General features: G+C 44.6%; 32 protein-coding genes. 11 read left to right on the top strand and 21 right to left on the bottom strand.

What is annotated here, in order from left to right:
- Positions 1-9: 9 nt before the first annotated feature.
- From Q7U10_09755 to Q7U10_09715, 9 genes are all read right to left on the bottom strand, one after another.
- Complete coding sequence (locus Q7U10_09755) at positions 10-861, bottom strand: 2-oxoacid:ferredoxin oxidoreductase subunit beta (GenBank protein ID MDO8282887.1); 852 nt, start codon at positions 859-861, stop codon at positions 10-12.
- Positions 839-2,566, bottom strand: coding sequence for a 2-oxoacid:acceptor oxidoreductase subunit alpha (locus Q7U10_09750; protein MDO8282886.1), 1,728 nt, complete (start codon positions 2,564-2,566; stop codon positions 839-841). Before Q7U10_09750 ends, Q7U10_09755 begins: the two co-directional genes overlap by 23 nt.
- A gap of 8 nt (positions 2,567-2,574) precedes the next feature.
- The gene (locus tag Q7U10_09745; GenBank protein ID MDO8282885.1) at positions 2,575-3,030 is read right to left on the bottom strand and encodes a ferritin family protein; all 456 of its coding nucleotides are present in this window, start codon (positions 3,028-3,030) and stop codon (positions 2,575-2,577) included.
- 31 nt (positions 3,031-3,061) lie between these two features.
- Positions 3,062-3,550 (bottom strand): ferritin family protein, encoded by a 489-nt coding sequence (locus tag Q7U10_09740; GenBank protein ID MDO8282884.1) that lies wholly within the window; start codon positions 3,548-3,550, stop codon positions 3,062-3,064.
- Positions 3,551-3,568: 18 nt separating this feature from the next.
- On the bottom strand, positions 3,569-4,204 hold the full coding sequence (locus tag Q7U10_09735; GenBank protein ID MDO8282883.1) for a nitroreductase family protein: 636 nt from the start codon (positions 4,202-4,204) through the stop codon (positions 3,569-3,571).
- 112 nt (positions 4,205-4,316) lie between these two features.
- Positions 4,317-5,024, bottom strand: coding sequence for an ABC transporter ATP-binding protein (locus Q7U10_09730; GenBank protein MDO8282882.1), 708 nt, complete (start codon positions 5,022-5,024; stop codon positions 4,317-4,319).
- Positions 5,017-5,805, bottom strand: a complete 789-nt coding sequence (locus tag Q7U10_09725) for an ABC transporter ATP-binding protein (GenBank protein ID MDO8282881.1) — start codon at positions 5,803-5,805, stop codon at positions 5,017-5,019. The genes Q7U10_09730 and Q7U10_09725 overlap by 8 nt, the downstream gene beginning before the upstream one ends.
- Positions 5,806-5,936: 131 nt before the next feature.
- Positions 5,937-7,148, bottom strand: coding sequence for a branched-chain amino acid ABC transporter permease (locus Q7U10_09720; protein MDO8282880.1), 1,212 nt, complete (start codon positions 7,146-7,148; stop codon positions 5,937-5,939).
- A gap of 10 nt (positions 7,149-7,158) precedes the next feature.
- Positions 7,159-8,061, bottom strand: coding sequence for a branched-chain amino acid ABC transporter permease LivH (locus tag Q7U10_09715; protein ID MDO8282879.1), 903 nt, complete (start codon positions 8,059-8,061; stop codon positions 7,159-7,161).
- A gap of 269 nt (positions 8,062-8,330) precedes the next feature.
- Between Q7U10_09715 and Q7U10_09710 the strand changes: the two genes are divergently transcribed.
- Both Q7U10_09710 and Q7U10_09705 read left to right on the top strand, forming a co-directional pair.
- Complete coding sequence (locus Q7U10_09710) at positions 8,331-8,690, top strand: endonuclease domain-containing protein (protein ID MDO8282878.1); 360 nt, start codon at positions 8,331-8,333, stop codon at positions 8,688-8,690.
- Between the two features lie 164 nt (positions 8,691-8,854).
- On the top strand, positions 8,855-9,598 hold the full coding sequence (locus tag Q7U10_09705; protein MDO8282877.1) for a radical SAM protein: 744 nt from the start codon (positions 8,855-8,857) through the stop codon (positions 9,596-9,598).
- Positions 9,599-9,624: 26 nt separating this feature from the next.
- On the opposite strand, the gene Q7U10_09700 is transcribed toward Q7U10_09705, so the two are convergent.
- Positions 9,625-10,140, bottom strand: coding sequence for an ORF6N domain-containing protein (locus tag Q7U10_09700; GenBank protein MDO8282876.1), 516 nt, complete (start codon positions 10,138-10,140; stop codon positions 9,625-9,627).
- 234 nt (positions 10,141-10,374) lie between these two features.
- On the opposite strand from Q7U10_09700, the gene Q7U10_09695 reads away from it, so the two are divergent.
- From Q7U10_09695 to Q7U10_09680, 4 genes are all read left to right on the top strand, one after another.
- Positions 10,375-10,881, top strand: a complete 507-nt coding sequence (locus Q7U10_09695) for an ORF6N domain-containing protein (GenBank protein MDO8282875.1) — start codon at positions 10,375-10,377, stop codon at positions 10,879-10,881.
- 166 nt (positions 10,882-11,047) lie between these two features.
- Positions 11,048-12,193, top strand: a complete 1,146-nt coding sequence (gene dcm, locus Q7U10_09690) for a DNA (cytosine-5-)-methyltransferase (protein MDO8282874.1) — start codon at positions 11,048-11,050, stop codon at positions 12,191-12,193.
- A gap of 17 nt (positions 12,194-12,210) precedes the next feature.
- Positions 12,211-12,669: a DNA mismatch endonuclease Vsr gene (gene vsr / locus Q7U10_09685; GenBank protein MDO8282873.1), complete on the top strand. Its 459-nt coding sequence runs from the start codon at positions 12,211-12,213 to the stop codon at positions 12,667-12,669.
- The gene (locus Q7U10_09680; protein MDO8282872.1) at positions 12,669-13,991 is read left to right on the top strand and encodes an MvaI/BcnI family restriction endonuclease; all 1,323 of its coding nucleotides are present in this window, start codon (positions 12,669-12,671) and stop codon (positions 13,989-13,991) included. The genes vsr and Q7U10_09680 overlap by 1 nt, the downstream gene beginning before the upstream one ends.
- A 90-nt stretch (positions 13,992-14,081) precedes the next feature.
- Here the strand turns inward: Q7U10_09680 and Q7U10_09675 are convergent, their stop codons facing one another.
- Positions 14,082-14,261: a ribbon-helix-helix domain-containing protein gene (locus Q7U10_09675; GenBank protein MDO8282871.1), complete on the bottom strand. Its 180-nt coding sequence runs from the start codon at positions 14,259-14,261 to the stop codon at positions 14,082-14,084.
- 123 nt (positions 14,262-14,384) lie between these two features.
- Here Q7U10_09675 and Q7U10_09670 point away from each other — a divergent pair, with 123 nt between their 5' ends.
- From Q7U10_09670 to Q7U10_09660, 3 genes are all read left to right on the top strand, one after another.
- Positions 14,385-14,594, top strand: coding sequence for a hypothetical protein (locus tag Q7U10_09670; GenBank protein ID MDO8282870.1), 210 nt, complete (start codon positions 14,385-14,387; stop codon positions 14,592-14,594).
- A 173-nt stretch (positions 14,595-14,767) separates the two neighbouring features.
- On the top strand, positions 14,768-14,992 hold the full coding sequence (locus Q7U10_09665; GenBank protein ID MDO8282869.1) for a DUF433 domain-containing protein: 225 nt from the start codon (positions 14,768-14,770) through the stop codon (positions 14,990-14,992).
- A complete protein-coding gene (locus tag Q7U10_09660) occupies positions 14,982-15,338 on the top strand; it encodes a DUF5615 family PIN-like protein (protein ID MDO8282868.1) in 357 nt (118 codons plus the stop codon). Before Q7U10_09665 ends, Q7U10_09660 begins: the two co-directional genes overlap by 11 nt.
- 6 nt (positions 15,339-15,344) lie before the next feature.
- On the opposite strand, the gene Q7U10_09655 is transcribed toward Q7U10_09660, so the two are convergent.
- Positions 15,345-16,463, bottom strand: coding sequence for a branched-chain amino acid ABC transporter substrate-binding protein (locus Q7U10_09655; GenBank protein ID MDO8282867.1), 1,119 nt, complete (start codon positions 16,461-16,463; stop codon positions 15,345-15,347).
- A gap of 126 nt (positions 16,464-16,589) precedes the next feature.
- Here Q7U10_09655 and crcB point away from each other — a divergent pair, with 126 nt between their 5' ends.
- Positions 16,590-16,967, top strand: coding sequence for a fluoride efflux transporter CrcB (gene crcB, locus Q7U10_09650; GenBank protein ID MDO8282866.1), 378 nt, complete (start codon positions 16,590-16,592; stop codon positions 16,965-16,967).
- Between the two features lie 11 nt (positions 16,968-16,978).
- Positions 16,979-17,320, top strand: coding sequence for a DUF190 domain-containing protein (locus tag Q7U10_09645; protein MDO8282865.1), 342 nt, complete (start codon positions 16,979-16,981; stop codon positions 17,318-17,320).
- A gap of 7 nt (positions 17,321-17,327) precedes the next feature.
- On the opposite strand, the gene Q7U10_09640 is transcribed toward Q7U10_09645, so the two are convergent.
- The 9 genes from Q7U10_09640 to rpoZ are packed head-to-tail and all read right to left on the bottom strand — an operon-like array spanning position 17,328 to position 23,902.
- The gene (locus Q7U10_09640) at positions 17,328-17,822 is read right to left on the bottom strand and encodes a CvpA family protein (GenBank protein MDO8282864.1); all 495 of its coding nucleotides are present in this window, start codon (positions 17,820-17,822) and stop codon (positions 17,328-17,330) included.
- 15 nt (positions 17,823-17,837) lie between these two features.
- Positions 17,838-18,461: a thiamine phosphate synthase gene (thiE, locus tag Q7U10_09635; protein MDO8282863.1), complete on the bottom strand. Its 624-nt coding sequence runs from the start codon at positions 18,459-18,461 to the stop codon at positions 17,838-17,840.
- Positions 18,442-19,830 (bottom strand): acetyl-CoA carboxylase biotin carboxylase subunit, encoded by a 1,389-nt coding sequence (accC, locus tag Q7U10_09630; GenBank protein MDO8282862.1) that lies wholly within the window; start codon positions 19,828-19,830, stop codon positions 18,442-18,444. Before accC ends, thiE begins: the two co-directional genes overlap by 20 nt.
- Complete coding sequence (gene accB, locus Q7U10_09625) at positions 19,827-20,279, bottom strand: acetyl-CoA carboxylase biotin carboxyl carrier protein (protein MDO8282861.1); 453 nt, start codon at positions 20,277-20,279, stop codon at positions 19,827-19,829. Before accB ends, accC begins: the two co-directional genes overlap by 4 nt.
- A complete protein-coding gene (efp, locus tag Q7U10_09620; protein ID MDO8282860.1) occupies positions 20,279-20,839 on the bottom strand; it encodes an elongation factor P in 561 nt (186 codons plus the stop codon). Before efp ends, accB begins: the two co-directional genes overlap by 1 nt.
- A gap of 10 nt (positions 20,840-20,849) precedes the next feature.
- A complete protein-coding gene (locus Q7U10_09615) occupies positions 20,850-21,911 on the bottom strand; it encodes a Xaa-Pro peptidase family protein (protein MDO8282859.1) in 1,062 nt (353 codons plus the stop codon).
- A complete protein-coding gene (gene aroQ / locus Q7U10_09610) occupies positions 21,889-22,335 on the bottom strand; it encodes a type II 3-dehydroquinate dehydratase (GenBank protein MDO8282858.1) in 447 nt (148 codons plus the stop codon). The genes Q7U10_09615 and aroQ overlap by 23 nt, the downstream gene beginning before the upstream one ends.
- Entirely contained in the window at positions 22,332-23,507 is a 1,176-nt protein-coding gene (coaBC, locus tag Q7U10_09605) for a bifunctional phosphopantothenoylcysteine decarboxylase/phosphopantothenate--cysteine ligase CoaBC (protein MDO8282857.1), read from the bottom strand. The genes aroQ and coaBC overlap by 4 nt, the downstream gene beginning before the upstream one ends.
- Entirely contained in the window at positions 23,507-23,902 is a 396-nt protein-coding gene (gene rpoZ / locus Q7U10_09600; protein MDO8282856.1) for a DNA-directed RNA polymerase subunit omega, read from the bottom strand. Before rpoZ ends, coaBC begins: the two co-directional genes overlap by 1 nt.
- Between the last annotated feature and the right edge of the window lie 15 nt (positions 23,903-23,917).

The following is a 23,917-nucleotide window of genomic DNA, read 5'->3' as shown; positions in this document are numbered from 1 at the left end:
TTAAATCCTCTAATAAAATTCTTTTAACGCGGCTTCCAATTTTGACAAATCAAAGGATTGATTTACAAGAGGGCTTTCTTTAATGACTGGTATCATATCTTCATAAGTATGGCGGTTATTCCTGTATATTATTCCAAGCGGTATTTTATCACCCCACTCAAGCGACCTTTCAAACGCCTTTAATCTGTCCTCAGGATTGTATTCAGGCTCAATGTGGTAGACCCTTTCACCATACCATTTATATGTATTAACTTTATTAAAAGAAACACAGGGTTGGAGTATATCAACTAAAGCGAAACCTTTATGATGGACAGCCTCCTTTATCAGGCCTTTAAGATGCTCTGAATCGCCTGCATATCCTCTTGCTACAAAGCTGCAATCCAGCGCCACGCCGAGCGCCATCGGGTTAAGCTGAGATGAGAATACTCCGAACGGCTGGTTCTTTGTCTTTGTGCCCTCGCCTGTTGTAGGGGACGCCTGCCCCTTTGTTAATCCATATACCTGGTTGTCATGCACAAAGAGCTTCACATTCACATTTCTTCTTATGGCATGAAGCAGATGATTGCCGCCCTCTCCATAGCAGTCGCCGTCGCCTGCAACCGCCATGACTATCATCTCATGATTCGCAAGCCTGATGCCTGTCGCAACCGGAAGCGTCCGGCCGTGAAGCCCGTTAAAGGTATTGCACTTAGTGTAATGAGGAAACTTCGCTGCCTGTCCTATTCCAGAGACAATAGTGAATTGATGTGGCTCTATGCCCATCTCCACCATGGCCTCATTAAATGACCTGAGGATATTAAAGTTGCCGCATCCCGGGCACCATGCCGGTGTCTGTCCCTTATAATCTTCTAATGTGGGCATTCACCTCTCCTAAAAGTCCGTCTAAAGTAAAAGGCCTTCCATCGTACTTCTTTATCTCATTCTCAAAAAAGATATAGCCGGTCTCCGCCTTTATGAGACGCGCAAACTGGCAGGTTGCATTGTTCTCAATACATATCGCCAGTTTAGAATTATTCAATAAGCTCAAATAATTTAATTTCTTCTCCAAAGGAAATGGATATATCTCGCTGAAATGAAGCATTGCTATGCGTTTTTCGTTTGAAAGAATATCGACCACCTCTTTTATCACACCATATGTTGAGCCCCATCCTACAAGCAGAATATCAGGCTCTTTATCACCGTACAGAAGAGGCGGAGATATCTCTTCTCTTATCAATGGCATTTTTTTAAAGAGCCTCTTCTCTACCATCTTGTTCCTCGTCTCCGCATTCTCTGTGATATGTCCGTCTTCATCATGCTCATCGCTGTCTGTAACAACAAGATGCCTTGAAGCTCCGGGAACCGCAAGAGGAGATATCCCGCTGTCTGTAAAGGCATGCCTGCGGTACTCAGGCAGTTTCGTAAGCTCATCACCGCGCAGCCTGCGGTCAACATATTTGATCTTGTCAGAAGCAAAACTGTCATATGTCCATTGAGTATCAGCAAGATACTGATCAGTAATAACAAATGCAGGGACCTGATATTTTTCAGAAAGTTCAAACGCCTTGTTCGTGAGATAAAATGCCTGTTCGGGTGTACCCGGAGCAAAGACTATTTTGGGGAATTCCCCGTGTCCGCTATGAAGAAGAAAGAGAAGGTCAGCCTGTTCTGTCCTTGTAGGAAGCCCTGTCGCAGGCCCGGGCCTCTGTCCAAGCGCAATGACTATCGGTGTTTCAGTCATGCCGGCAAGCGAGACGCCCTCCTGCATCAGGGCAAAGCCGCCGCCTGAAGTCCCTGTCATAGCTCTCACGCCTGCAAACGATGCCCCAAGCGCCATATTGATGGCAGAAATCTCATCTTCAGCCTGCTCGACAATGATTCCGTACTCTTCCTCTTTATCGGCAATATAGTTCATGATGCCTGTTGCCGGCGTCATAGGATAGGCAGAATAAAATTTACATCCTGAAGCTATAGCCCCCAAGCCTATAGCTTCTGTACCGTTGATGAGCATCTTCTTATTTGACGGTTCCGTTATTGTGAATGAACATTTAGCGCATTTGTTTTTTGTATACTCATGGCCTGCAGCTGCAGCCTTAATATTCCCGCTGATTATCTCATCGCCCTTTGTTCTAAAATCTTCCTTAATTAATCCGATAAGAATTTCAGTCTCAATGCCGAGCATACCAAGCACAGCGCCTGTCGCTGCGGTATTGAGCATGATCTTATTGCCGCCATGCTCTAAAGCAAGATCAGAGAATGGAACGTCAAGGAAATACGGCTCATTATGTTTTTGCTTGTGAAATGAGGAGTCATATATAATGATCCCGTTTACGGTAAGCTCTGTCTCATGGCGGAGAATGCTCTCTGTATCAAACGCAACAAGTATATCAACCTTCTCTCTGATAGCTGAAACAGGTTTGTCTGAAAACCTTATCTGGTAAAAATTGTGCCCGCCCCTTACGCGGGACTCATAGTCCTGATGGGTGAAGACATGATAGCCGGACCTGGAGAGGGCCTTTGCCAAAGAGCCGCCGATGGTCTGTATCCCCTGCCCTGCCTCTCCGCCTATCTTTATTGTGTAGTCCATTATTGAAATTATCTCATCATCTGAGAGATCTGTTTTATGTGGGACTTCTCTTCGTTAATAATTTCGTCAACCACCTTCCACTCTATCACAAGGTCTCGCATGCTGTAAAAATAAAGAAGCGTCTCTTTTTCAAAGAACATTGCATGGCGCAGGGCATCATTGCCTGTCTTAATATTCTGCAGTGACGGCAGCGCTTTTTTACTTCCAAGAAAGAACTCAGACTCAACTATGGCTCTAAGATAGTGCGACGCTTCATCCCAGTCAACAAGGCTCTTGGTAGAGATCTGACCTTTCAGGCCGATAAAGACCTGCTCATGCTTAAGTTCCTGCCCCGCCAGCAGTTCAAAAAGCCCGCAGAGCTTACCATCATCTCTGAACTTTTCAGCCAGAGTTGTATAAAACTCATATCCGAGCTTCTCTGTCTGTATTGCCTGCTCAACTATCTCCTGAATCGAATATTTCATTATCTTCCTCCTATATATATAATTAAAACAACTATCCTTCAATAATGCCCTGCTCATCCCACAAGAACCAATTCCCGGTATCAAGCAGAAATGAGTATGTTTCTGCAAAGATGTCATAATGATGCGCCTCTTCAACGATCAGCCTTTCAAACAAAGATCTCTCCAGATCTGACCCTGCTCCGAGTTTTGCCTTCCTGTAGAACTCTATCCCATCCTTCTCCATCTGCATGGCAATTTTAAAAGCCTCAAGTTCATCATCAGTCGCTTTGACCCTCTGCATCATCTCGTCCTTCATGGCCTCGAAGATAGTCCTGATATTATCTTTGGGATTAACATCTTCTATAATGATGTCCTCGCCTTTAAATATTTTGGAAAGCATCAGCAGATGCCTTTTTTCATCTTCTGCAACTGACAGGAACATCTTCTCCCCGACCGGCGAAGATGTCCTTGCCGCTGCCTCCTTATAAAAATTGATCGCGTCAGTCTCCATCTTAATTGCTATCTGAACAGCTTTCATCATTCCTCCGGTTTTTAAGGTTTACGATTTATAGGATTCAAAACCTGTGAACTCGTCGATATCCCGCCTGAACGCCCTTGGGAGAAGGGTTATACCTGACTTTAAATTTCCAACAGCAATCAGCATTGGGATTATCTTGTCTTCAGGAATGCCGAACTCCTTCTTTACCGCCTCCCCGTCAAAACCATCCATGGGATGCGTCTCAAGCCCAAGCCCTTTAGCCGCCAACATAATGTTCATCCCGAATAGAGCGGCATTCTTTGCGGCAAAGATCTTTCTCGTGATACTGTCAACATCACCATAAAGATTCTTCATCATCCCAAGATATGTCTCGCGCATCTCAGGCTTCATAAATCCAAGCTCCTGCCAGCTGTCAAGCACCCTGCCGCTGTTATCCTCTACAGCATTCGGGTCTGCGATGATTATGAGGACAGCTGACGCCTCCTCAACCTTGGGCTGGTCAAAGGCGCACTTTCTTAAAGTCTTTTTCCTTTCAGCATTTTTCACTACCACAACCCGCCAGGGCTGGAGGTTGAATGAGGACGGTGAAAGGTTTGCCAGCGCAATGAGTTCCCTGAGCTTTGCTTCTGAAATATCCTGACCAGGTTCAAAAAAGTTGATCGAGCGTCTTTCCTTGATCGCCTGAAGTATATCCATCTTATTCCTCCTCGCATATGCTAAGCATAATATATTATAGTCTATGGCATATAACTATGATGAAAATCATATAAGGCATTTTATCAGAATTCAGGTGAAAGTCAATTCTGTATTAAAAGCCGAGATATGCCTTTTTTACATCCTCATTTGAAAGCAGTTCACCGGCAGAGCCTTCAAGCACAACCCTGCCGTTCTCCATTACATAGCCTCTGTGAGCTGTCTGAAGCGCGAGGTTTGCATTCTGCTCAACAAGAAATACGGTGGTCCCGTGTTCTTTGTTGATCTTTCGTATGATCTCAAATATCTGCTTTACTATCATTGGAGCAAGCCCGAGCGAAGGCTCATCAAGCAGAAGAAGTTTTGGCCTTGCCATGAGCGCCCTTGCAATTGCGAGCATCTGCTGTTCGCCGCCACTCAGCGTTCCACCTGTTTGATGGCGCCTTGATGTGAGGATCGGAAAGAGATCGAATATGTATTCAAGGTCTTTCTTTATCCCGTCTCTGTCCCTGCGCAAAAAAGCGCCCATGCGCAAATTCTCCATGACGGTCAGCTGCGGGAATATGTGCCGCCCCTCAGGCACCTGTGATATGCCGAGCGACACGATCTTATCAGGGCTCACATTATGAATGGGCTTGCTGAAGAAAAATATCCCGCCTGACCTTGGAGGCACAAGGCCTGAAATGGACATGAGGGCTGTGGTCTTGCCTGCTCCGTTTGCGCCGATGAGGGTTATTATCTCTCCCTCTGAGATATTGATATTGACTCCCTTCAGGGCCTGAATATTTCCGTAAAAGGTGTTTACATCGATCAGCTTAAGCAACGAAATCCTCTCCTAAATATGCCTTTATCACAACAGGGTCATTCCTTATCTCATCAGGAGCGCCCTCGGCTATCTTCTTTCCATAGTCCATGACAACAACACGGTCGGATATGCTCATCACAAGCTTCATATCATGTTCGATAAGGAGGATGGATATGCCCTCTTCGTCCCTGATAGCCTTTATCATATTATCAAGCTCCATTGTCTCACTGCTGTTGAGCCCTGCGGCAGGTTCGTCAAGCAGCAGCAGAAAAGGCTCTGTAGCCAGAGCACGCGCTATCTCAAGCCGCCTCTGCGCGCCGTATGGAAGGTTCTTTGCAGCCTCGTTCACATATGAGTTTAATCCCGTCTTTTCGAGCATTTCATAGCTCTTCCTGACGCTCTCCCTCTCTTCATTCATTGTAGAGCTGCCTCTGAAGAGAGCTCCGATGATCCTTGAATGGGTTCGGCAGTGACGTCCTATCATCACATTCTCAAGTGCTGTCATATTCGGAAAGAGGCGGATATTCTGGAATGTGCGCGCCATGCCAAGCTTTGTAATGATGTTCGGCTTCAGACCGTTGATCTTCTCCCTCTTTTGTTCAGGCGGAGATATGAATATCTCTCCTTCAGATGGCTCATATAATCCGGTTATACAGTTAAAGAATGTTGTCTTGCCGGCTCCGTTAGGGCCGATAAGCGCAAGTATCTCGCCCCTTTTAATATCAAGGTCAAGATGGTCCAGCGCCCTGATCCCGCCGAAATCCATTGTAAGTTTGTTTACTGAAAGCGCGATATCCATTGAATTAATATCCATAACTGTATTCGTGTCATTCCGGCTTGTCCGGAATCTTCCCCTTATTTACATTAAAGATAGATTCCGGACAAGCCGGAATGACAATATTAATAATGAATTAAGTAATATCTACCTTATTAATCTTTTGTCTTATCAAACCTATAAGTGCGCCGCACATTGCTTATTAACCCCTGCGGCCTGAATACCATCATGATGACAAGTACCGCGCCGAAGACGAGCATCCTGTATTCAGAGAATGCCCTCAGATACTCGGGCAGAAGTATAAGTATGAAAGCCGCGGTAATAACCCCGATCATCGAGCCCATGCCGCCGAGCACTACTATGCACAGGATCATCGCTGATTCAAGGAATGTGAAGCTGGCGGGATTGATAAATGTCGTCTTGGCCGCAAATACCACCCCCATCATTCCTGCCCATGTCGCGCCCAAAGCAAATGCCGAGAGCTTTGTCTTTGTCTTGTCTATGCCCATCGCTTGGCACGCCATCTCATCCTCCCGCAAGGCAAGCCATGCCCTGCCAATGCGCGAGTCCGAAAGTCTGTTGACGACGATAACGGTAAAGAGCGCGAGGCAGATCATCAGGAAGTAGATGTATGTTGTCGCTGACTGAAGTGATAAGTCGATGCCGAAGAAAGACGGCCGCGGTATATTCGCGATCCCGCTCGGGCCGAACGAGAATGCGTTCCAGTTCTCAAGAATCAGCCGTATGATCTCGCCGAAGCCGAGTGTCACTATAGCAAGATAATCACCTCTCAGCCGAAGCACAGGGAATCCGAGCAGTATGCCGAAGAGCGCTCCTAATAAAGCCCCCACAGGCAGGACGGTCCAGAAGCCGAGGCCGTAGTGAAGATTTATAAGTGCGTAGCTGTAAGCGCCCACCGCGTAGAACGCCACATATCCAAGGTCAAGCAGTCCTGCAAGCCCGACAACAATATTAAGCCCAAGCCCGAGCACCGCATACATCAGCGCCGTGGTCATTATATTTACCTGATATGCAGAAAAGAGAAATGGAAATGATGCGGTTAATACAATGAGAGAACCGATTGACGGGATAAATAAGGCAGGCCTGCTCTTGAGCTTATGAAATATTGTAATACCTGCCGCCTCTCCTGAGGCTTCATTCTTAATGCCCGCTTCTTTTCTCTTTATCATCCATCTCCATAAAAAAGATAATAAAAAGCTGCCGACGCCGATCAACGCCATATTCCGCCATCTCCACTCAATGACATTCTCAACCGGATTCACGCGTATCACCATGATCGGAAATGTTAGGAAGATGAACCATATTGATGCGAGAAGAGATCTTTTTATTTCAGTGATATTGATCATTAATTTACGCTCAAACCTTTTGCGAACCTGACTTGCCGAGTATCCCAGCCGGCCTGAATATGAGAACCAGAACCAGCAGAGCAAATGCGAATACATCCTCATAGTCGCTTGAGACATACCCTGTTGCAAGGCTCTCGACCCATCCGAGAAAGAAGCCTCCGAGGACAGCCCCCGGGATACTGCCGATGCCGCCGAGCACAGCAGCTGTGAACGCCTTGATGCCGACGATAAATCCTATATTGAAATTTATCTGTCCTATGTGGGATGCGATAAGAACTCCGCCAATCGCGGCAAGTGAAGAGCCGATAATGAATGTTATTGAGATGATCCTGTTCACATCCACGCCGGCAAGCATCGCCATATTTCTGTCCTGCGCAGTCGCGCGCATCGCTATCCCAACCTTCGTATATTTGATGACGAGTGTAAGTATCAGCATGACCACTGTTGTGGTAAGGAGTATGGCAAGCTCTGCAGAGCTGAATATATGCTCGTAATTCTCCATGAATTCAAACTCAGGTATGAGCGACGGAAAAGGGAGAAAGTCTGAGGTCTGGGCAAGGCGCACATAGTTCTGCAGAAATACGGACATCCCTATTGCGCTGATAAGCGGTGACAGCCTGGGCGCGCTGCGGAGAGGTTTGTATGCTATCTTCTCTATGGTAAAACCGTAAGCTGAAGAGTATATGACAGCTGCTGCTGAGGCAAGGACAAGGATGGATACTTCATTAAAGCCTAAGACAGTTAGAACGCTTGCGATGATAAGCGCGGTGAATGCGCCGATCATGTATATCTCGCCATGCGCAAAATTGATCAGCCCGATAATGCCGTACACCATCGTGTACCCGAGAGCGATAAGAGCGTATATGCTGCCGCGTGTCAGCCCCCCGAGCAGAAGCTCAAAAAAGTATTCCATAGCCCCCATACGCCAAAGTTGAATTCAGTATTATATCACGATGTAAATAGGCGGGGATGGTTAATTCATTATCTTGAAAATTTAGTCAGTTATGCTTTTTAATTAAATACATTATCATAACCTCCCCTACCCCTCCTTGGTAAGGAGGGGATTGTATAATTCGCCCCTTTACAAGGGGACCTGCCTGCCGGTAGGCTGGGATACAGAGGGGTGTCGTTAGTTCCTCCCTTTACCAAGGGGAGGTTAGGTGGGGTGTCGTTAGTTTTGTTATGACAAAGCTATTTAATAAATACAATGAGAAGGATAAGCGAAGGCTTCTGAGAAATAATATGCCAAAGGCCGAGGTTGTCCTATGGTCTAAACTTAAGAATAAACAATTAAACGGCTATAAGTTCAGACGCCAATATAGCGTAAATAATTTTGTGGTAGATTTTTATTCGCCAGAACTAAAATTAGCCATAGAGGTTGATGGTGACTCTCATTTCACTGACGGAGCAGATGTTTGTGATAAAGAGAGACAATTAATTATTGAGTCATACGGAATAAAGTTTCTTAGATTTACTAATAGAGAAGTATATGAAAATGTAGATGGTGTCATTGCGACAATGATTGAACATAGTAAAAGATAAATAACCTCCCCTACCCCTCCTTGGTAAGGAGGGGATTAAAATTCGCCCCTTTACAAGGGGAGATATAGAGGGGTGTCGTCAGTTCCTCCCTTTACCAAGGGGAGGTTAGGTGGGGTGTCGTTTGTACCTTACGAGGGGTATCATTTTTTGTTATTCTATAAAAAATGAAGATCAAAGAGATCACCGCAAAGAGTATCCTTTCAAAATCCCAAATCTATGATTACGCCATAAATCCGTATGTCGGATGCGCGCATAACTGCGTTTACTGCTATGCCAAGTTCATGAAGAGGTTTACAGGCCATACCGAACCATGGGGGGATTTTGTTGATGTGAAGATAAACGCGCCTGAGCTTCTGGCTAATGAGATAAAGAAGAAAAAGATCGGCCGGGTATGGATAAGCGGAGTCTGCGATGCTTATCAGCCTCTGGAAAGAAAGTATATGATCACCAAGCAATGCCTTTCCATCCTCGCAGAGAACAACTGGCCTTTTACCATTCAGACCAAATCCCCTCTTGTCCTTCGGGATATTGAGATACTGAAGAGAGCAGGCGATGCCGAGGTCGGCTTCACAATAACCACTGCCGATGACAAGATTAGAAAGATCTTTGAACCCGGTGCCCCGCCCGTGAATAAGAGGATTGAGGCATTAGCTGAACTTCACTCCGCAGGTATCAAGACCTTTGCCATGATAGCGCCGGTCCTGCCGGGTGCCGAAGGGTTGGTCAGTGAATTAAAGGGCAAGGTGGATCATGTGCTGATAGACAGGCTGAACTATCATTACGCTGACAGGTTATACAAAGAACACGGTATGATGTGGGCAATGCAGGATAGTTTCTTCTCAGAGATGGGGAAGGAGTTGATGAAGGGATTTAAAAAAGAAGGAATTGCGTGTCAGGTGCTTTATTGAAGTTGGTTTATATCAGGAAGTAATAATTAATCTTTTCCGAAACCGGCGATCTTCTTATGTTTTATCTTTGGTTCGCTCTTCAGGTGGTTAATGGCCTCGAATATTGTGTATATCGCCTTGTCCTGATTAGTTATCCTATTTTCAAGAATGATCAGCTTGTTGGCTAATTCTTTATGCGTTGAAAGCATATCTCTTAATTTAACAAAGGCACGCATTATCGCTATATTGACATGTATAGCCCTTTTGCTTTTAAGAACAGATGATAGCATAGCAACACCCTGCTCGGTAAATGCAAATGGATGATAACGCCTACCGCCCCAACTTGAGGTCACAAATTGTAACCTCAAGTTTACAAACTCTTGGCTATTAAGCTGAAACATAAAATCATCAGGGAACCTGTCTATATTTCTTTTTACTGCCTGAACCAGTACCTTTGTTTCAACCCCATATAATTTTGCAAGGTCCTGATCCAGCATAACCTTCTGTTTTCGTATCAGATATATTTTCCCCTCAATAAGTTCTACAGGTATCAAATCAGTCATGACTACAATTAAAAACCATAACCGATTGTATTTTTCAAGCTAATAACTTAACCTGTGACTCATTCTTACTTTAAACTATGGAGGATAGTTTCTTCTCGGATATGGGGAAAGAGTTGATGAAGGGATTTAAAAAAGAAGGAATTGCGTGTCAGGTGCTTTATTAAAATGGATAACTGCTGCACAGATTAATTCGTTATCTTGAAATTTTTCGTAATCATAGTTTTTAATTAAACCATGAGCAATATTATCCCTGCTGAGATCATTGAAAAAAAGATTTATCTCATAAGAGAGCATAAAGTTATGCTTGATAAGGATTTGGCAGAGCTTTATGGAGTTGAAACAAGGGCGCTGAATCAGGCTGTCCGCAGAAATATTGACCGTTTTCCTGATGACTTTATGTTTTCTCTTAATAGGGAAGAAATAATGAACTTATCACAATTTGTGATAAGTTCAAATATAAAGCATGCTCCAAATGTCTTTGCATTCACTGAACAAGGCGTTGCCATGCTCTCCAGCGTTCTGAGGAGCAAGCGTGCTGTAGATGTCAATATCGAGATAATGCGGTCTTTTGTCAGGTTAAGAATAGTTCTGTCCCCTCACAAAGAACTCACAAAAAAGATAGATTCCATGGAAAAGAAATATGATGCGCAGTTTAGGGCAGTCTTTGACGCCATACGCCAGCTAATAGCCACTCCGGCTGAAAACGCAAAAAAGATCATAGGATTCGGGAAAGAAGAATAATCCCTCTGATTAGCCATTACCGCCCTTCCCTGTTTTTCTGTTCCCACTTTTGTATGGTATCTAATAATTATCTTTAGTTACAGTATCAACACGTCATATATTTGTAGCTTTACAAAACAATTGTCCTCTGGGTATAATTTGGTATATAACTTTCCCAGAGGTGAAAATGCCGCAGATCCATATAAAGCTTAATCCAAATACACACAAGAAGCTTCTCAAAAAAGCCAAAGAATACAATTACAGCATTCAGGAATTTGTTGAAAAATCAATAATGATGGTTGCAGAAGATAAGGAGCCTTTTTTTGCATTCAGGAATGCGGACAAAGATAACAGAAAATACAGATTTACTTTTATCGACCTGTTTGCAGGGATTGGTGGAATACGAACAGCGTTCGAAGTAAATGGTGGTAAATGTATATTTTCATCAGAATGGGACCGTTGGAGCCAGAAAACATATTTTGAAAATTTTGGAGAATTGCCACATGGCGACATCAATGAAATAAAACCTAATGAAATACCTGATCATGAAATTCTGACTGCTGGCTTTCCCTGTCAGCCTTTTTCAATAGCTGGCGTTTCGAAGAAAAAAAGTCTAGGAAGAGAACACGGATTTAAAGACAAAACTCAGGGCACATTATTTTTTAAAATTGCTGAAATACTTGAGAAAAAGAGGCCTAAGGCATTCATGCTTGAAAATGTAAAAAATTTAAAGGGACATGATGGTGGGAATACTTATAAGATAATAGAAGGAACCCTGAAAGAACTCGGCTATAAAGTTTTTGCTGACATAATTGACGCAAGTTGCTATGTGCCACAACACCGTGAGAGACTGTTTATAGTCGGGTTTGACAGGAAAGTTTTTGGAGATATGCCTAAGTTTAGCTTTCCTGACCCAGTAAGGAAGAGAATTACCTTAAGTGAAATTCTAGAAAAAAAAGTAGACCCTAAATATATTCTTTCTACCAAGTTGTGGCAATATCTCCAAGATTACGCAGAAAAGCACAGACTAAAGGGTAATGGCTTTGGATATGGCATTTGTGACAGAAAATCAGTTGCGCGTACATTGAGTGCCCGATATTATAAAGACGGATCCGAAATACTTATAAAAATCCCAAATTCCAACCCCCGTCGACTTACACCCCGTGAGTGTGCAAGACTTATGGGTTTTGATGACAGTTTTAAAATTCCTGTTTCCGACACACAGGCATATAGACAGTTTGGTAATTCTGTCGCTGTTCCTGTTGTTTCAGCAGTGGCAGGAGAGCTTGTCAAGACCTGCAGCCCCTTCTTATCCAACGGAAAGCCTGCCTGAATAGTTTATAATTATTCATGGCTGACATTGTTGATAAGTCAACCCGTAGCCGGATGATGGCGGGCATTCGGAGTAAAGGCACCAAACATGAATTAGAAATACGGAAAAGACTTTTTGCTCTTGGCTTCAGATACCGTCTTCATGACCGGAGGCTTCCGGGTAAGCCTGACATAGTATTACCGCGTTATAGAGCTGTAATTTTTTTTAATGGCTGTTTTTGGCATGTTCATGACTGCCACCTTTTCAGATGGCCTGCATCAAATAAGGTGTTTTGGATGGGGAAGCTTGAGGGAAACAGAGAGCGAGATGTCGATCATATCGCTACACTGAAAAAGTTTGGTTGGAGAATTCTACTTATATGGGAATGTTCCTATCGCGGCACAAACAAGAATAGAGAAAAGGAATTTGATAAAATTACTGCAAAAGCTATGAAATGGTTAAGATCAAAATCTAAATATCGGGAAATCAGAGGTTGATGCATAAAGATTCTCCAGTTAAACGACTTATTGAGTTGTTTGCGGATAAGGATTGTACCAGAATCCTTGTCAAAAAACTTGCAGACAATGACAACTCAAAAAACCAGGTTTATCTCGGAATGGGATTTGAAGCCATCAATTTTTTTCCTAATATTGAGATTCAGCCCGACAAAAATGGACTTTTCAAGGCGTACCTGCAATTCTCATGGATTGATGCTGCTGGCTATGAATGTTTGGCACCGGAAGCAAAACTTATTTTATACCCCCAATACCCTGAAGTACGGTTTTCTGGGTTTCTGAAAGGTTGTAGTAATGCCCCTTCAAATCTAATGGTACCAAGAATGGCGGGACGTTTATTATTCATAGGGGTCAGGCCTGATGGACAAATCTTTGGTCATGTCGTAGCACCATCTGATAAACTTGCTGTGGACTTTCTTGCTCTTGGTGAATTGCCTCAAGTGGGTGTGTTCAGCGAAATACATATTTCTGGTAGTACTTTTATAGCGGATTCTAAATCGTTACTTTTAAAAGAGCTAAAGCGGATTCACAAAGCAGGTTGGATAGATTCAAAAAGACTTGACAACCAAAAACATATTTTGCCTTGTCTGGCTCCAAACTGTGGCGGGTATACACTTGAAGCAGAACTTGGCATCATCCCTAATGGAATTTCTGACCCTGATTTTCTTGGCTGGGAAGTAAAACAACACCACGTCACCAAATTCGACAAATATGAGAGCGGCATTATGACACTTATGACGCCTGAGCCTAAAGGAGGCTATTACAGAGATGAGGGCGTAGAAGCCTTCATAATCAAGTATGGATACGCTGACAAGGCTGGAAGAGCAGACCGATATAATTTTGGCGGAGTTCACTATGTAGATAAACTGCACCCAACAACTGGCTTAAGTCTTAAACTTCTAGGCTATGATGTTGTGAAAAGAAAAATAATAGATGAAAACGGCTCAGTTGCTCTTGTAAAGAACGGGGACGAAATTGCTGCTGAATGGTTTTTTTCCGATCTTATGAACCACTGGAACAGGAAACACAATCAGGCGGTATATGTCCCATCAATAAAGAGGGATATTCCTCTTCTTCAATATTCTTACGGCAACACTGTAAGACTTTGTGAAGGTACTGATTTCTTAAAACTTCTTGCTGCATTTGCTGACTGTAAAGTATATTATGACCCCGGTATAAAACTTGAAAATGCTTCAGATCCTTCTAAAAAGAAAACAAAACGAAGGAGCCAATTCAGGGTGAAATCCAAAGATATCGCAACGCTATACAAGCTTATAACCCCTTTTGATATAACTTCTATATAGAAAAGCTTGTGCATGCTTTGCTCACACTCTCATTTATTGCAAGATGAAGGACAATTTTGGCTTTGATTGAGTGACGATATTCCAGCCCCCTCAAAGCTCCTTATGCTTTTTTAAGTAGTCAGTAATGGCATCCTCAAGAAGCTTATAAACCTGCGTATTCTTTTTAATTGCCAAAATTTTCAGCTTTTTTGCCAGTTCCTGATCCATCCTAACCCCAAAAACCTTGTTTGCCGTTGAAACGCCTGTTGCAGTCGAGCTTTTTTTGACCATTGGATCGTCCTCCTTTTTTGTTAGATTAATTTAAAAAGATAATCTTGTCAACAAAATAACATGTTGACAAACTATTAAACCATTGTTATCATGTTAACATGCTAACATAAGGGAGGGAAGTCGATGGTCAGTAAAAATAACTATAAGAACTGGAACATAAAAGGCATAGCTGAAAGTGTCATAGAGGAAATCAAAGAAGATGGGGAAGATATTGATGACGTGCTTGATGATTATTTACAGAGAACATACTGGAGTATATACAGCAGAGAAACTAAGGATGCAAGGATAGTTGTGGAGTTAGTAAGAGAGTATATCGAAGCACTGGAAAACTAAGCTGTGTCTTATAACTATTCTTTAAAACTATTCTTCTGACCGTCATCATCGTGATACAGGTTTATTTCTTCCGGCGCGCTTCCTCAGTGCCGTTCCTGAAACGCCATGTCTCCATAAGAGATTGCCATTGTATAGGGAAAGGGGTAAAATAAACACAATCAGGAGGTAATTTTATGATCTACACAGACAGAATAGTATCAGATCAGAAGATTTTGCTTGGCAAACCAGTAATAAAAGGCACAAGGATAACAGTCGAACTCATTTTGAAGAAGCTTTCGGAGGGGATGTCAATCGATGATGTACTCCAGGCGTATCCCCATCTAAAAAAAGAAGACATTCTCGCGGTTCTGTCATATTCAGCAAATGTTATTTCCAGGGAGGAGATAATTGCAGTTTAAGATCCTTGCTGATGAGGATGTTGATTTCCGAATAGTCATTGCGCTGAAAAACAAAGCATTTGATGTATTATCGGTACTTCGGGAATATCAGGGCATATCAGATGAAGAAGTCATTGGGATGGCGAAAAGCTTCAAAGCGATCCTTTTAACGGAAGACAGCGATTTCGGCCATTGGGTATTTGCAAGAAATGAAAAGGATATAAGCGTAATATTCCTGAGATACGAGAGCAGAGATTTAAAAGGTATCACCGATTCATTGATCAAAGTGCTTAACGAACACGGGGCGTCGCTTTATGGCAAATTCGTTGTAATAACAGTTAACAAGATTCGCATCAGAGATGTCTAACCTGCCTTACTTCACTTCCTCATAAACTCCCTTATTCACCTTGTACATCGAGAAGCCGACACCTGCTGCATCACCGCGTTCATCAAAGCGTATCTTCCCGAGTGGTGTATCCACAAACTCAGTTCTCAGCGCTTTTGTGACCGCTGCATAATCTGTGGAGCCTGCCTTTTGTATGGCGTTCATAAGCGCCTGCGTTGCTGCGTAAGCGTTCAGAAAGAAAGCGCCCGGCTCTGTTCCATATGCAGCCTTATGATCGCTGTTCGCCTTTAGCGCGAGCGGGTTCTTTGAGACATCCTTCGGGCCTGTTGCATAAACTCCCTCTGCGTACTGCCCTGCGACCTTGATGAATGTGTCGTCCTTAACCCCGTCGTCAGAGATGAAGTATGTGCTCATCTTCTTCTTTCTCATGAGCGTGATGATCTTTGAAGCCTCAGGGTGGTAGCCTCCGAAGATGACCGCTTCCGCGCCTGAACGCTTTATCTTCTGCACAACAGCGGAATAGTCGACCGCGCCGGGAGTTATGCCTTCATACAGCACGACCTCTGCTTTGCCTGAATCCTCAAGGAACTTCTTTGCGAACTCTGCAAGCCCTTTGCCGTAGTCTCCCTTGTCATGAAGAACTGCTATCTTCTTTACATTGAGCGTATTGAGTGCAAAATCAACCTGAAGTTTTGCCTGCGCGTCATCTGATGCTATAGTGCGGAAGAAGTTCGGATAGTCGCCGCTCTGCGTGAGCGGAGGGTTGGTGGCGGACGGAGACATTAGAACTATCTTTGAATCTCTGTATATCCCGAGCGCAGCCTTTGTGGCGCCGCTGCATATATGTCCCATGACAACATCCGCATGCATTGAGATGAGCTTTGCGGCTGTGTTCGCCGCTATCTCAGGTTTGCACACATCATCCTCGATCAATAGCTCAACCTTTTTATTGAGTATTCCGCCTTTTGCATTTATATCTTTGATAACAAGTTCAGCAGCCTTTACAGAGGGAAGTCCGTATGAAGCGAGATCGCCGCTGTGAGCGCCTGCTATGCCGAGCTTTATGCTTTCTGCGGAATAAGCACTTAAATGAGTGAAAAACAGAACGGCAAGTATAAAAGAAGACCTGATGAAAAGCTTTCTCATAGTGATGATATCTCCTTGTTTTTATTGATTTTAGTAAATAATTATGAAACAGTGAAGGATAAATGTCAAACACTGGAATATAGGTTCTGTTATAATTTTAAAGATTTTTAATTTAGGAGAGCGATAGTGACTAAAATAATTATCGTAGGTTCAGGCGGTTTTCTCGGCTCTGTCGCAAGGTATCTGCTCAGCGGCTGGGTGTATGACGCCATGCCCTTTGCAGGCTTTCCTTTAGGCACGCTTGTGGTCAATGTGCTTGGATGCCTTGTCATAGGGTTTCTCGGCGGGCTTGCTGAGGCAAGAAATGTATTGGGGCCTGATGTCCGCCTCTTTCTCTTTATAGGTTTCCTCGGAGGCTTCACCACCTTCTCGTCATTCGGGCATGAGACGATGGCACTCTTCCGCGATGCTGAAAATGTGAAGGCCTTTGCAAATATAATTTTTCATATTACAATCTGCTTATCCGCAGTCTGGATCGGCAACGCGATATCGCGCGCTATTTAAGGAGGAATGAGATGGAACTTACAGAGACAGGGCATCTGCTGCGTATCTTCATAGGCGAGAGCGACAAGCATGAAGGCATACCGCTTTATGAATGGATTGTCAGGATGGCGCGTGAGAGCGGGATTGCGGGCGCGACAGTGCTTAGAGGGCTGGAAGGATTCGGCGCGCACAGCAGGCTTCATACCGCAAAGATACTGAGGCTTTCAAGCGACCTGCCGATAGTGGTTGAGATAATCGATACCGCTGAAAAGATAGAGGCGTTCCTGCCGATGATAGACGGCGCTGTAAAGGAAGGGCTTGCGACGGTTGAAAAGGTCGGGATCAGATTTTACAGGAGCGGTGAACAACTATAGTTCTTCCCTACTTCTCTTTACTGCCCCTGTACCTGATCTGAAGATTGTCAGGGATGATATCGTTTGCAGCATCAACAACCTTCAGCAGATAAGGAAGTGTCACTGACTTCTTTATTACAGCGCTCTCAGACGCTACGAATGTTGAGATAACCCCAGCGATGACCGAGACTATCAGAAGGCCTTTCAGAAATCCAAGCCCGCCTCCGGCAATGCGGTTTGCCCAGCCTATCCCGATCGTTTCCATAAACTTATCTATCACTTTTGAGCTTAATGCGGCAATGATTATACAGGCGATAAATATAGCGAGAAATATGCCTATTTTTGCCATGCTGTTATCCGGCCCGAAAAAATAGTTTGAGACAGGTTCATACAGCTTAACCGAAAGAAGGTATCCCGCAACAATACCGATGATAGAGAAGACCTGTTTGACAAGGCCTTTGACAAGGCCGAATGCCACAGTGATCCCCATTATTACAAGTACGAATATATCGAATGAGTTCATAGCATTAGTATACGATTATTTTATGACTGATAAGAAGATGTCAATGTTATTTTTCATATCTCCCCTGAGTATGGCTGAACCTACCGCGACCGCATCAGCGCCTGAACTCAATACCTTTGATGCGGTGTCAGATGTGATGCCGCCGATCGCAGCTATGGGAATTGAGATATTTCTTCTGACCTCTTCCAGCATCTTGAGCCCCTTCGGCCTTCCTGCGTCTTTTGTGGATGTGTGGAATATCGGGCCGAAGCCGATATAGTCAGCGCCCTCTTCCTGCGCCTTAACCGCCTGCTTAACCGAATGAGTTGATATGCCGATGATCCTTTTATTGCCTAATATCTTTCTCGCCTCTTTCATAGGCATATCATCCTGACCCAGATGAACCCCGTCTGCATCAACGGCAAGGGCGATGTCTATATAGTCATTGATAATTAATATTGCATTATGACTGCGGGTGAACTTTCTGATCGATGATGCTTCAGCAAATATCTCTTTTTTGCTGAGCTTCTTTTCTCTGAGCTGGATGATTTTCACTCCTGCTGTAAGCGCTTTTTTCGCGATAGCTGAATGTGAGAGGCAGGCGATATCCCTGTCTGAGATGAGGTATAACTTCCGTTCTTTAGTGAAGTTTATCTTCAACAGGGTCAGTGATGATCGGCTTCTTTGGGTTCAGATTCTTCTCAAGGAAATCGGTATTGAAGTTCCCGGCGATGAATTCCGGGTTGTCAAGTATCCTGAGGTGCAGAGGTATCGTCGTCTTGATGCCCTCTACAATAAACTCTTTGAGCGCGTTCCTGAGCTTGTTTATGGCATCAGCCCTGTCCCTGCCGTGGACTATAAGTTTTGCTATGAGCGAATCATAATGAGGCGGCACATTCCAGCCGGTATATGCAGCTGTGTCAACTCTAACACCGCGGCCTCCCGGCGGGATGAAGAGCGTGATCTTGCCCGGTGACGGTATGAACTTTTCAGGGTCTTCGGCATTTATTCTGCACTCGATGCAGTGGCCTGTGAATCTGATGTCAGACTGTTTATAGGAAAGCGGCAGGCCTGCTGCAAGCTTTATCTGTTCTTTAATGATGTCAATGCCGGTCACCATCTCGGTCACGGGATGCTCCACCTGTACCCTTGTATTTATCTCCATGAAGTAGATGCTTCCGTCCTTGTCATAGATAAACTCTATCGTCCCTGCATTTCTGTATTTGAACGCCCTGGCAGCAGCTATTGCAGCATGCCCGAGCTTGGCGGTGAATTCTTTATTGGAAAATATATAAGGCGCCTCTTCAAGAAGCTTCTGATGCCTTCTCTGAATGGAGCAGTCGCGCTCTCCGAGGTGTATTATCTTTCCTTTATTGTCAGCCAGTATCTGAACCTCGATATGCTTCATGTCAGTTATGAACTTCTCGATATAAAGCTCGCCGTTGCCGAATGCCGCGAGCGCTTCTTTCTGCGCGGTATGGAACATCTTTACCACCTCGCTCTCATCATTCACAACACGCATACCCTTGCCGCCGCCGCCTGCTGATGCCTTAATGATTAGCGGGAAACCGATCTTTTTGGCTACTGCAATCGCGTCCTCTTCTGTTACGACAGGACTGTCGCTTCCCGGCACTACAGGGACATTATGCTCCTTCATCAGAGACCTTGCCTTTGCCTTGTCTCCGCCTGCGCGGATATTTTTTGCGGACGGGCCGATGAATGTGATATTTGAGGCGTTGCATGCTTCAACAAATTGCGCATTCTCCGCAAGGAAACCATAGCCCGGATGAATGGCCTCGGAGTCTGTGATCTCTGCTGCGGTTATGATAGCGGGAATATTGAGATAGCTTTGCGCAGAAGACGCGGGGCCTATACATACAGACTCGTCAGCAAGCCTTACATGAAGAGCGTCCCTGTCCACATCAGAGTAAACAGCGGCAGTGCTTATGCCGAGTTCGCGGCAGGTTCTGATTATCCTTACTGCGATCTCGCCCCTGTTAGCTATTAAGACCTTATTGAAGAGTTTCATGAAAGGGGTTCGATGAGAAAGAGTGTCTCGCCGTACTCAACGGACTGGCCGTTCGAAGGGAGTATCTTCTTTATTGTTCCGTTGGTATCGCTCTCTATCTCGTTCATCAGCTTCATGGCTTCAACGATGCAGAGTATCTGGCCTTTTTCAACCTTGCTGCCTACCGTTACGAACGGAGGTGAATCAGGAGATGGAGACGGATAGAAAAATCCCACGATAGGAGATGTTACCGGAACAAGGTTAGATTCCACAGCTGCCGGCGCTACGGGTTTCTCAGGCTCAGGCGCCGCTTGTGTAACCGGCTGCATCATCTGATGTGCAACTCCGGCAGGACGAAGGTGGCTCTCTTTCTTTATCTTGCACTTTGTCCCGTCCTTTTCAAAGGAGAACTCCGTGACGTCCGTATCCTTAAGCAGGTCAATCAGTTTTTTTATCTCATCAAGTTCCATTATTTCACCCTTTCGATATATTCAGATGTCCTTGTGTCCACCCTTATGATATCGCCTTCATTTATATGGAACGGGACCTTTACTACAGCCCCTGTCTCAAGCACTGCGGGCTTGCTGCCTCCGCTTGCCGTGTCGCCTTTAAATCCGGGGTCGGTCTTCTCTATCTTCAGCTCTACAAATAACGGGATATCCACTGTAAGCGGTTCATTTTTGTAATATAGGATCTTGACGGTCATATTCTCTTTTATGAACTTCAGCGCGTCTCCCAGCTGCTCAAGGGTCAGGGGAAACTGTTCATAGCTTTCCGTATCCATGAAGTAATATAAGTTATCCTGCTTATAAAGATACTGCATCGACTTCTCTTCAAGATTGGGCGTATCAACCTTCTCCCCGCCCTTAAAGGATTCCTCAAAGATGCTGCCGGTCTTGAGGTTCTTGACCTTTGTCTTGACGATTGCGCCGCCTCTTCCCATCTTTATATGCTGAAATTCTACTATCTCGTGCGGGGCCCCTTTTATCTCTATCTTGGCCCCTTTTCTGAACTCGCTTGTAGTTATCAATTATTCACCTCTATATTATTCTTAATTTCTTCGGCAGCCCGGTCAACACCTCGGCGCCGCTCTTTGTTACAACAACCATATCCTCTATCCTGACCCCGCCAAAGTCCGGTATATATATCCCCGGTTCTACAGTAAATACCATACCATTTTCCACGGCATCTTTGCTCCGCCATGATACTACAGGTTTTTCATGAATTGCAAGACCGACGCCGTGCCCCGTTGCATGGCCGAAAAAATCATCAAGGTCCTCCTGTTTCATATAGTCCCTTGCTGCTGCGTCAATGGCAGATGACATCACTCCCGGCCCTACAGCTTTGATGGCCCTCTTCTGTGCCTCTAACACAACAGAGTATACAAATCTCTGATTATCAAGATTTTTGCCGTTAAGCAAAACTGTCCTGGACATGTCGGAAAAATACCCTTCACACTCGCCACCCCAGTCAAATACCACCAGGTCACCGGCTTTGAGCCTTCTGTTAGTCGGCCTGGCATGAGGAAATGCAGACATCGGCCCGGATGCCACTATAGCCCCGAATGGAAGTTTTTCGCAGCCTTCGTCCCTCAGATGACCCTCAAGCCGCAGTGCAAGCGCCCTCTCAGTTTCACCTTTTTTGATATGTGGTAAAAGCCTTCTGAATGCCCTTTCAGCCCTTTTTACAGCTATTCTGATATTGTACAGCTCATAGTCTGATTTAATGATCCTAAGTGATTCTACGGTATTACTCAGGGGCTTAAGCTTTATCTTATTCTTCAGAAGTTTTTGATAAAAAGAATATTTCAGGTCGTCCGCTTCAAAACCAAGCGTCTTTATCCCGAACTTGATGCAAAGTGCTTTTATCTCTTTCGGCCTTTCGCTATTTTCAATTATTATCCTGAAGCCCTTAATCTCTTTTGCAGCCTGCTCTTTGTAGCGGAAGTCGGTGACGAAAATGGAATGCTTTTCAGTCAGGATAATAAACGCGGATGAGCCGGAGAAACCGCTGAGGTATCTTACATTGACGAGGTTAGTAATGAGTATCCCGTCAACACAAAGTTTCGGGATAAGCTTTTTAAGAGCTGCCTTGTTTTGCATTTATAATTGATACCGCAGCTCTGAGAGCAAGAAGGTAACTGTTATATCCAAAGCCCGAGATCTGCCCGGCTGCGACAGGTGCGATGAGAGATTTCTGCCTGAACTCCTCGCGGCTGTGGATGTTAGAGAGATGCAGTTCTATCGCAGGAACGTTCACTGCGGCGATAGCATCCCTTATGGCGATACTGGTGTGTGTGTAAGCGGCTGGATTTATGACGATTGCTCCGAACTCTTTTGCGCCCTGAATAATATCAACGATCTCTCCCTCATGGTTTGACTGCCTGATGGAAACCTCAACGCCGAGCTCAGCAGCAAGCGCCCTGAGCATATCGTCTATATCATGAAGCGTCTTTGTGCCGTATATCTCTGATTCACGCTGTCCGAGAAGATTAAGGTTGGGGCCGTGTATAACTAAAACCTTCATTTTGTCTCCCATAACTCCACCATTCTGTTAAGTATCAAATCAGCTATTTCGCTCTTCATCATCTTCGGATAGTCTGCCGCATTGCCGTTTCTGTCTATTATCGTAACAATATTGGTGTCAACATTAAAACCCGCATCCTTTTTTGTAATATCATTAAGAACTATCATATCAAGGTTTTTCTCTTTCAGCTTCTTTTTTGCGCTCACTATATCTTTACTGCTCTCTGCTGCAAAACCAACCAGCATCCGCCGGCCCTTCTTTTTACCGAGCTCCTTAAGGATATCGGGCGACTGCTTTAATTTCAGAGTAGCAAGCTCGCCCTTTTTGATCTTGCTGCTGCTCGCTGCAGAAGGAGTGAAGTCGGAGACAGCTGCGGTCATTATCACAGCATTACATGAACGGAATTTCTTATCGACAATATCTTTCATTTCAGTGGCGCTCCCGGCCTTATAAAAAGATACACCAGCCGGCGGCGTTAAAGAAGAAGGCCCGCTGATAAGCGTCACATCTGCTCCGCGCCTTGATGCTGCGCGCGCTATCTCATAGCCCATCTTGCCGGATGATCTGTTTGAAATAAATCTTACAGGGTCTATAGGCTCTATGGTGGGCCCGGCCGTAACAACTATATTCCTGCCTTTCAGATCTTTGACAGAAAGTTCATTTATCACTGCTTCCACTATATCATCGGGTTCAGACATCCTGCCTACACCCTTATCTCCGCATGCAAGAGCGCCGGATTCAGGCCCGATAAATTTCACTCCAAGGCCGGAAAGATATTTTATATTCTTTTTTACAATGGGGTTGCTGTACATCTTTGAGTTCATGGCAGGCGCAATGAGAACAGGCCCGTCATATGCAAGCAGTATCGTGGTCAGCATATCATCTGCTATGCCGGCAGCGTATTTGCCGATTATGTTTGCAGTAGCAGGAGCGATAAGAAGAAGGTCAGTATCTTCAGGCAGGCTTATATGGCTCAGGGGCTCATCAAAGAGGTCTGAAAATACTTTTTTGCCTGTTACAGACTCAAATGTAAGCGGGGTGATAAAGCGTTCAGATGCCCGGGTCATTACAACATTGACCGAGGCACCTGATTCTATCAGGCGTCTTGCTATCCCGACAGATTTATATGCGGCGATACTGCCTGTGACGCAAAGGAGTATATTTTTCCCCATCAGTCACTATTCTTGCCATCTCCGAAGATCTCTTCAATGACCTTTTTGCTGTCCCTCTCGCCTTTTTCTGTAAGATAAACCTTAAGGTCTTTCTCAAGTTCGGTCAGGTCTTCAGGGAATTTCTCTGTCTCTCTGGATTCCTCAACAGCGCGCTTCTGTTCAAGCTTCTTTGCTTTTTCCTTTGCCTCTACCGCTTCGTCTCCGATAAGGACATTAAGATTGCCGGCAGTTATCTCTTCAATGGCAATGGTTGTTACCTTCTGCGAGTTGGTGTATATTTCGTGCGGCACCCCTTTTGCAAGTTCCTTGGCCCTGATGACTGCTGCAACTACCAGCCTGTAATTCCCCTCTATCTTCGTTTTATCAACATCGATCGGCAATGAAATTATGTCCATTTTTCTCTCCTCTTT

It is taken from the genome of Thermodesulfovibrionia bacterium, assembly GCA_030646035.1.
In the GTDB taxonomy this organism is placed as follows: Bacteria; Nitrospirota; Thermodesulfovibrionia; order UBA6902; family UBA6902; genus JACQZG01.
The sequence above is the reverse complement of the archived record's forward strand: the minus strand, read 5'-3'. Positions and strand labels throughout refer to the sequence as shown.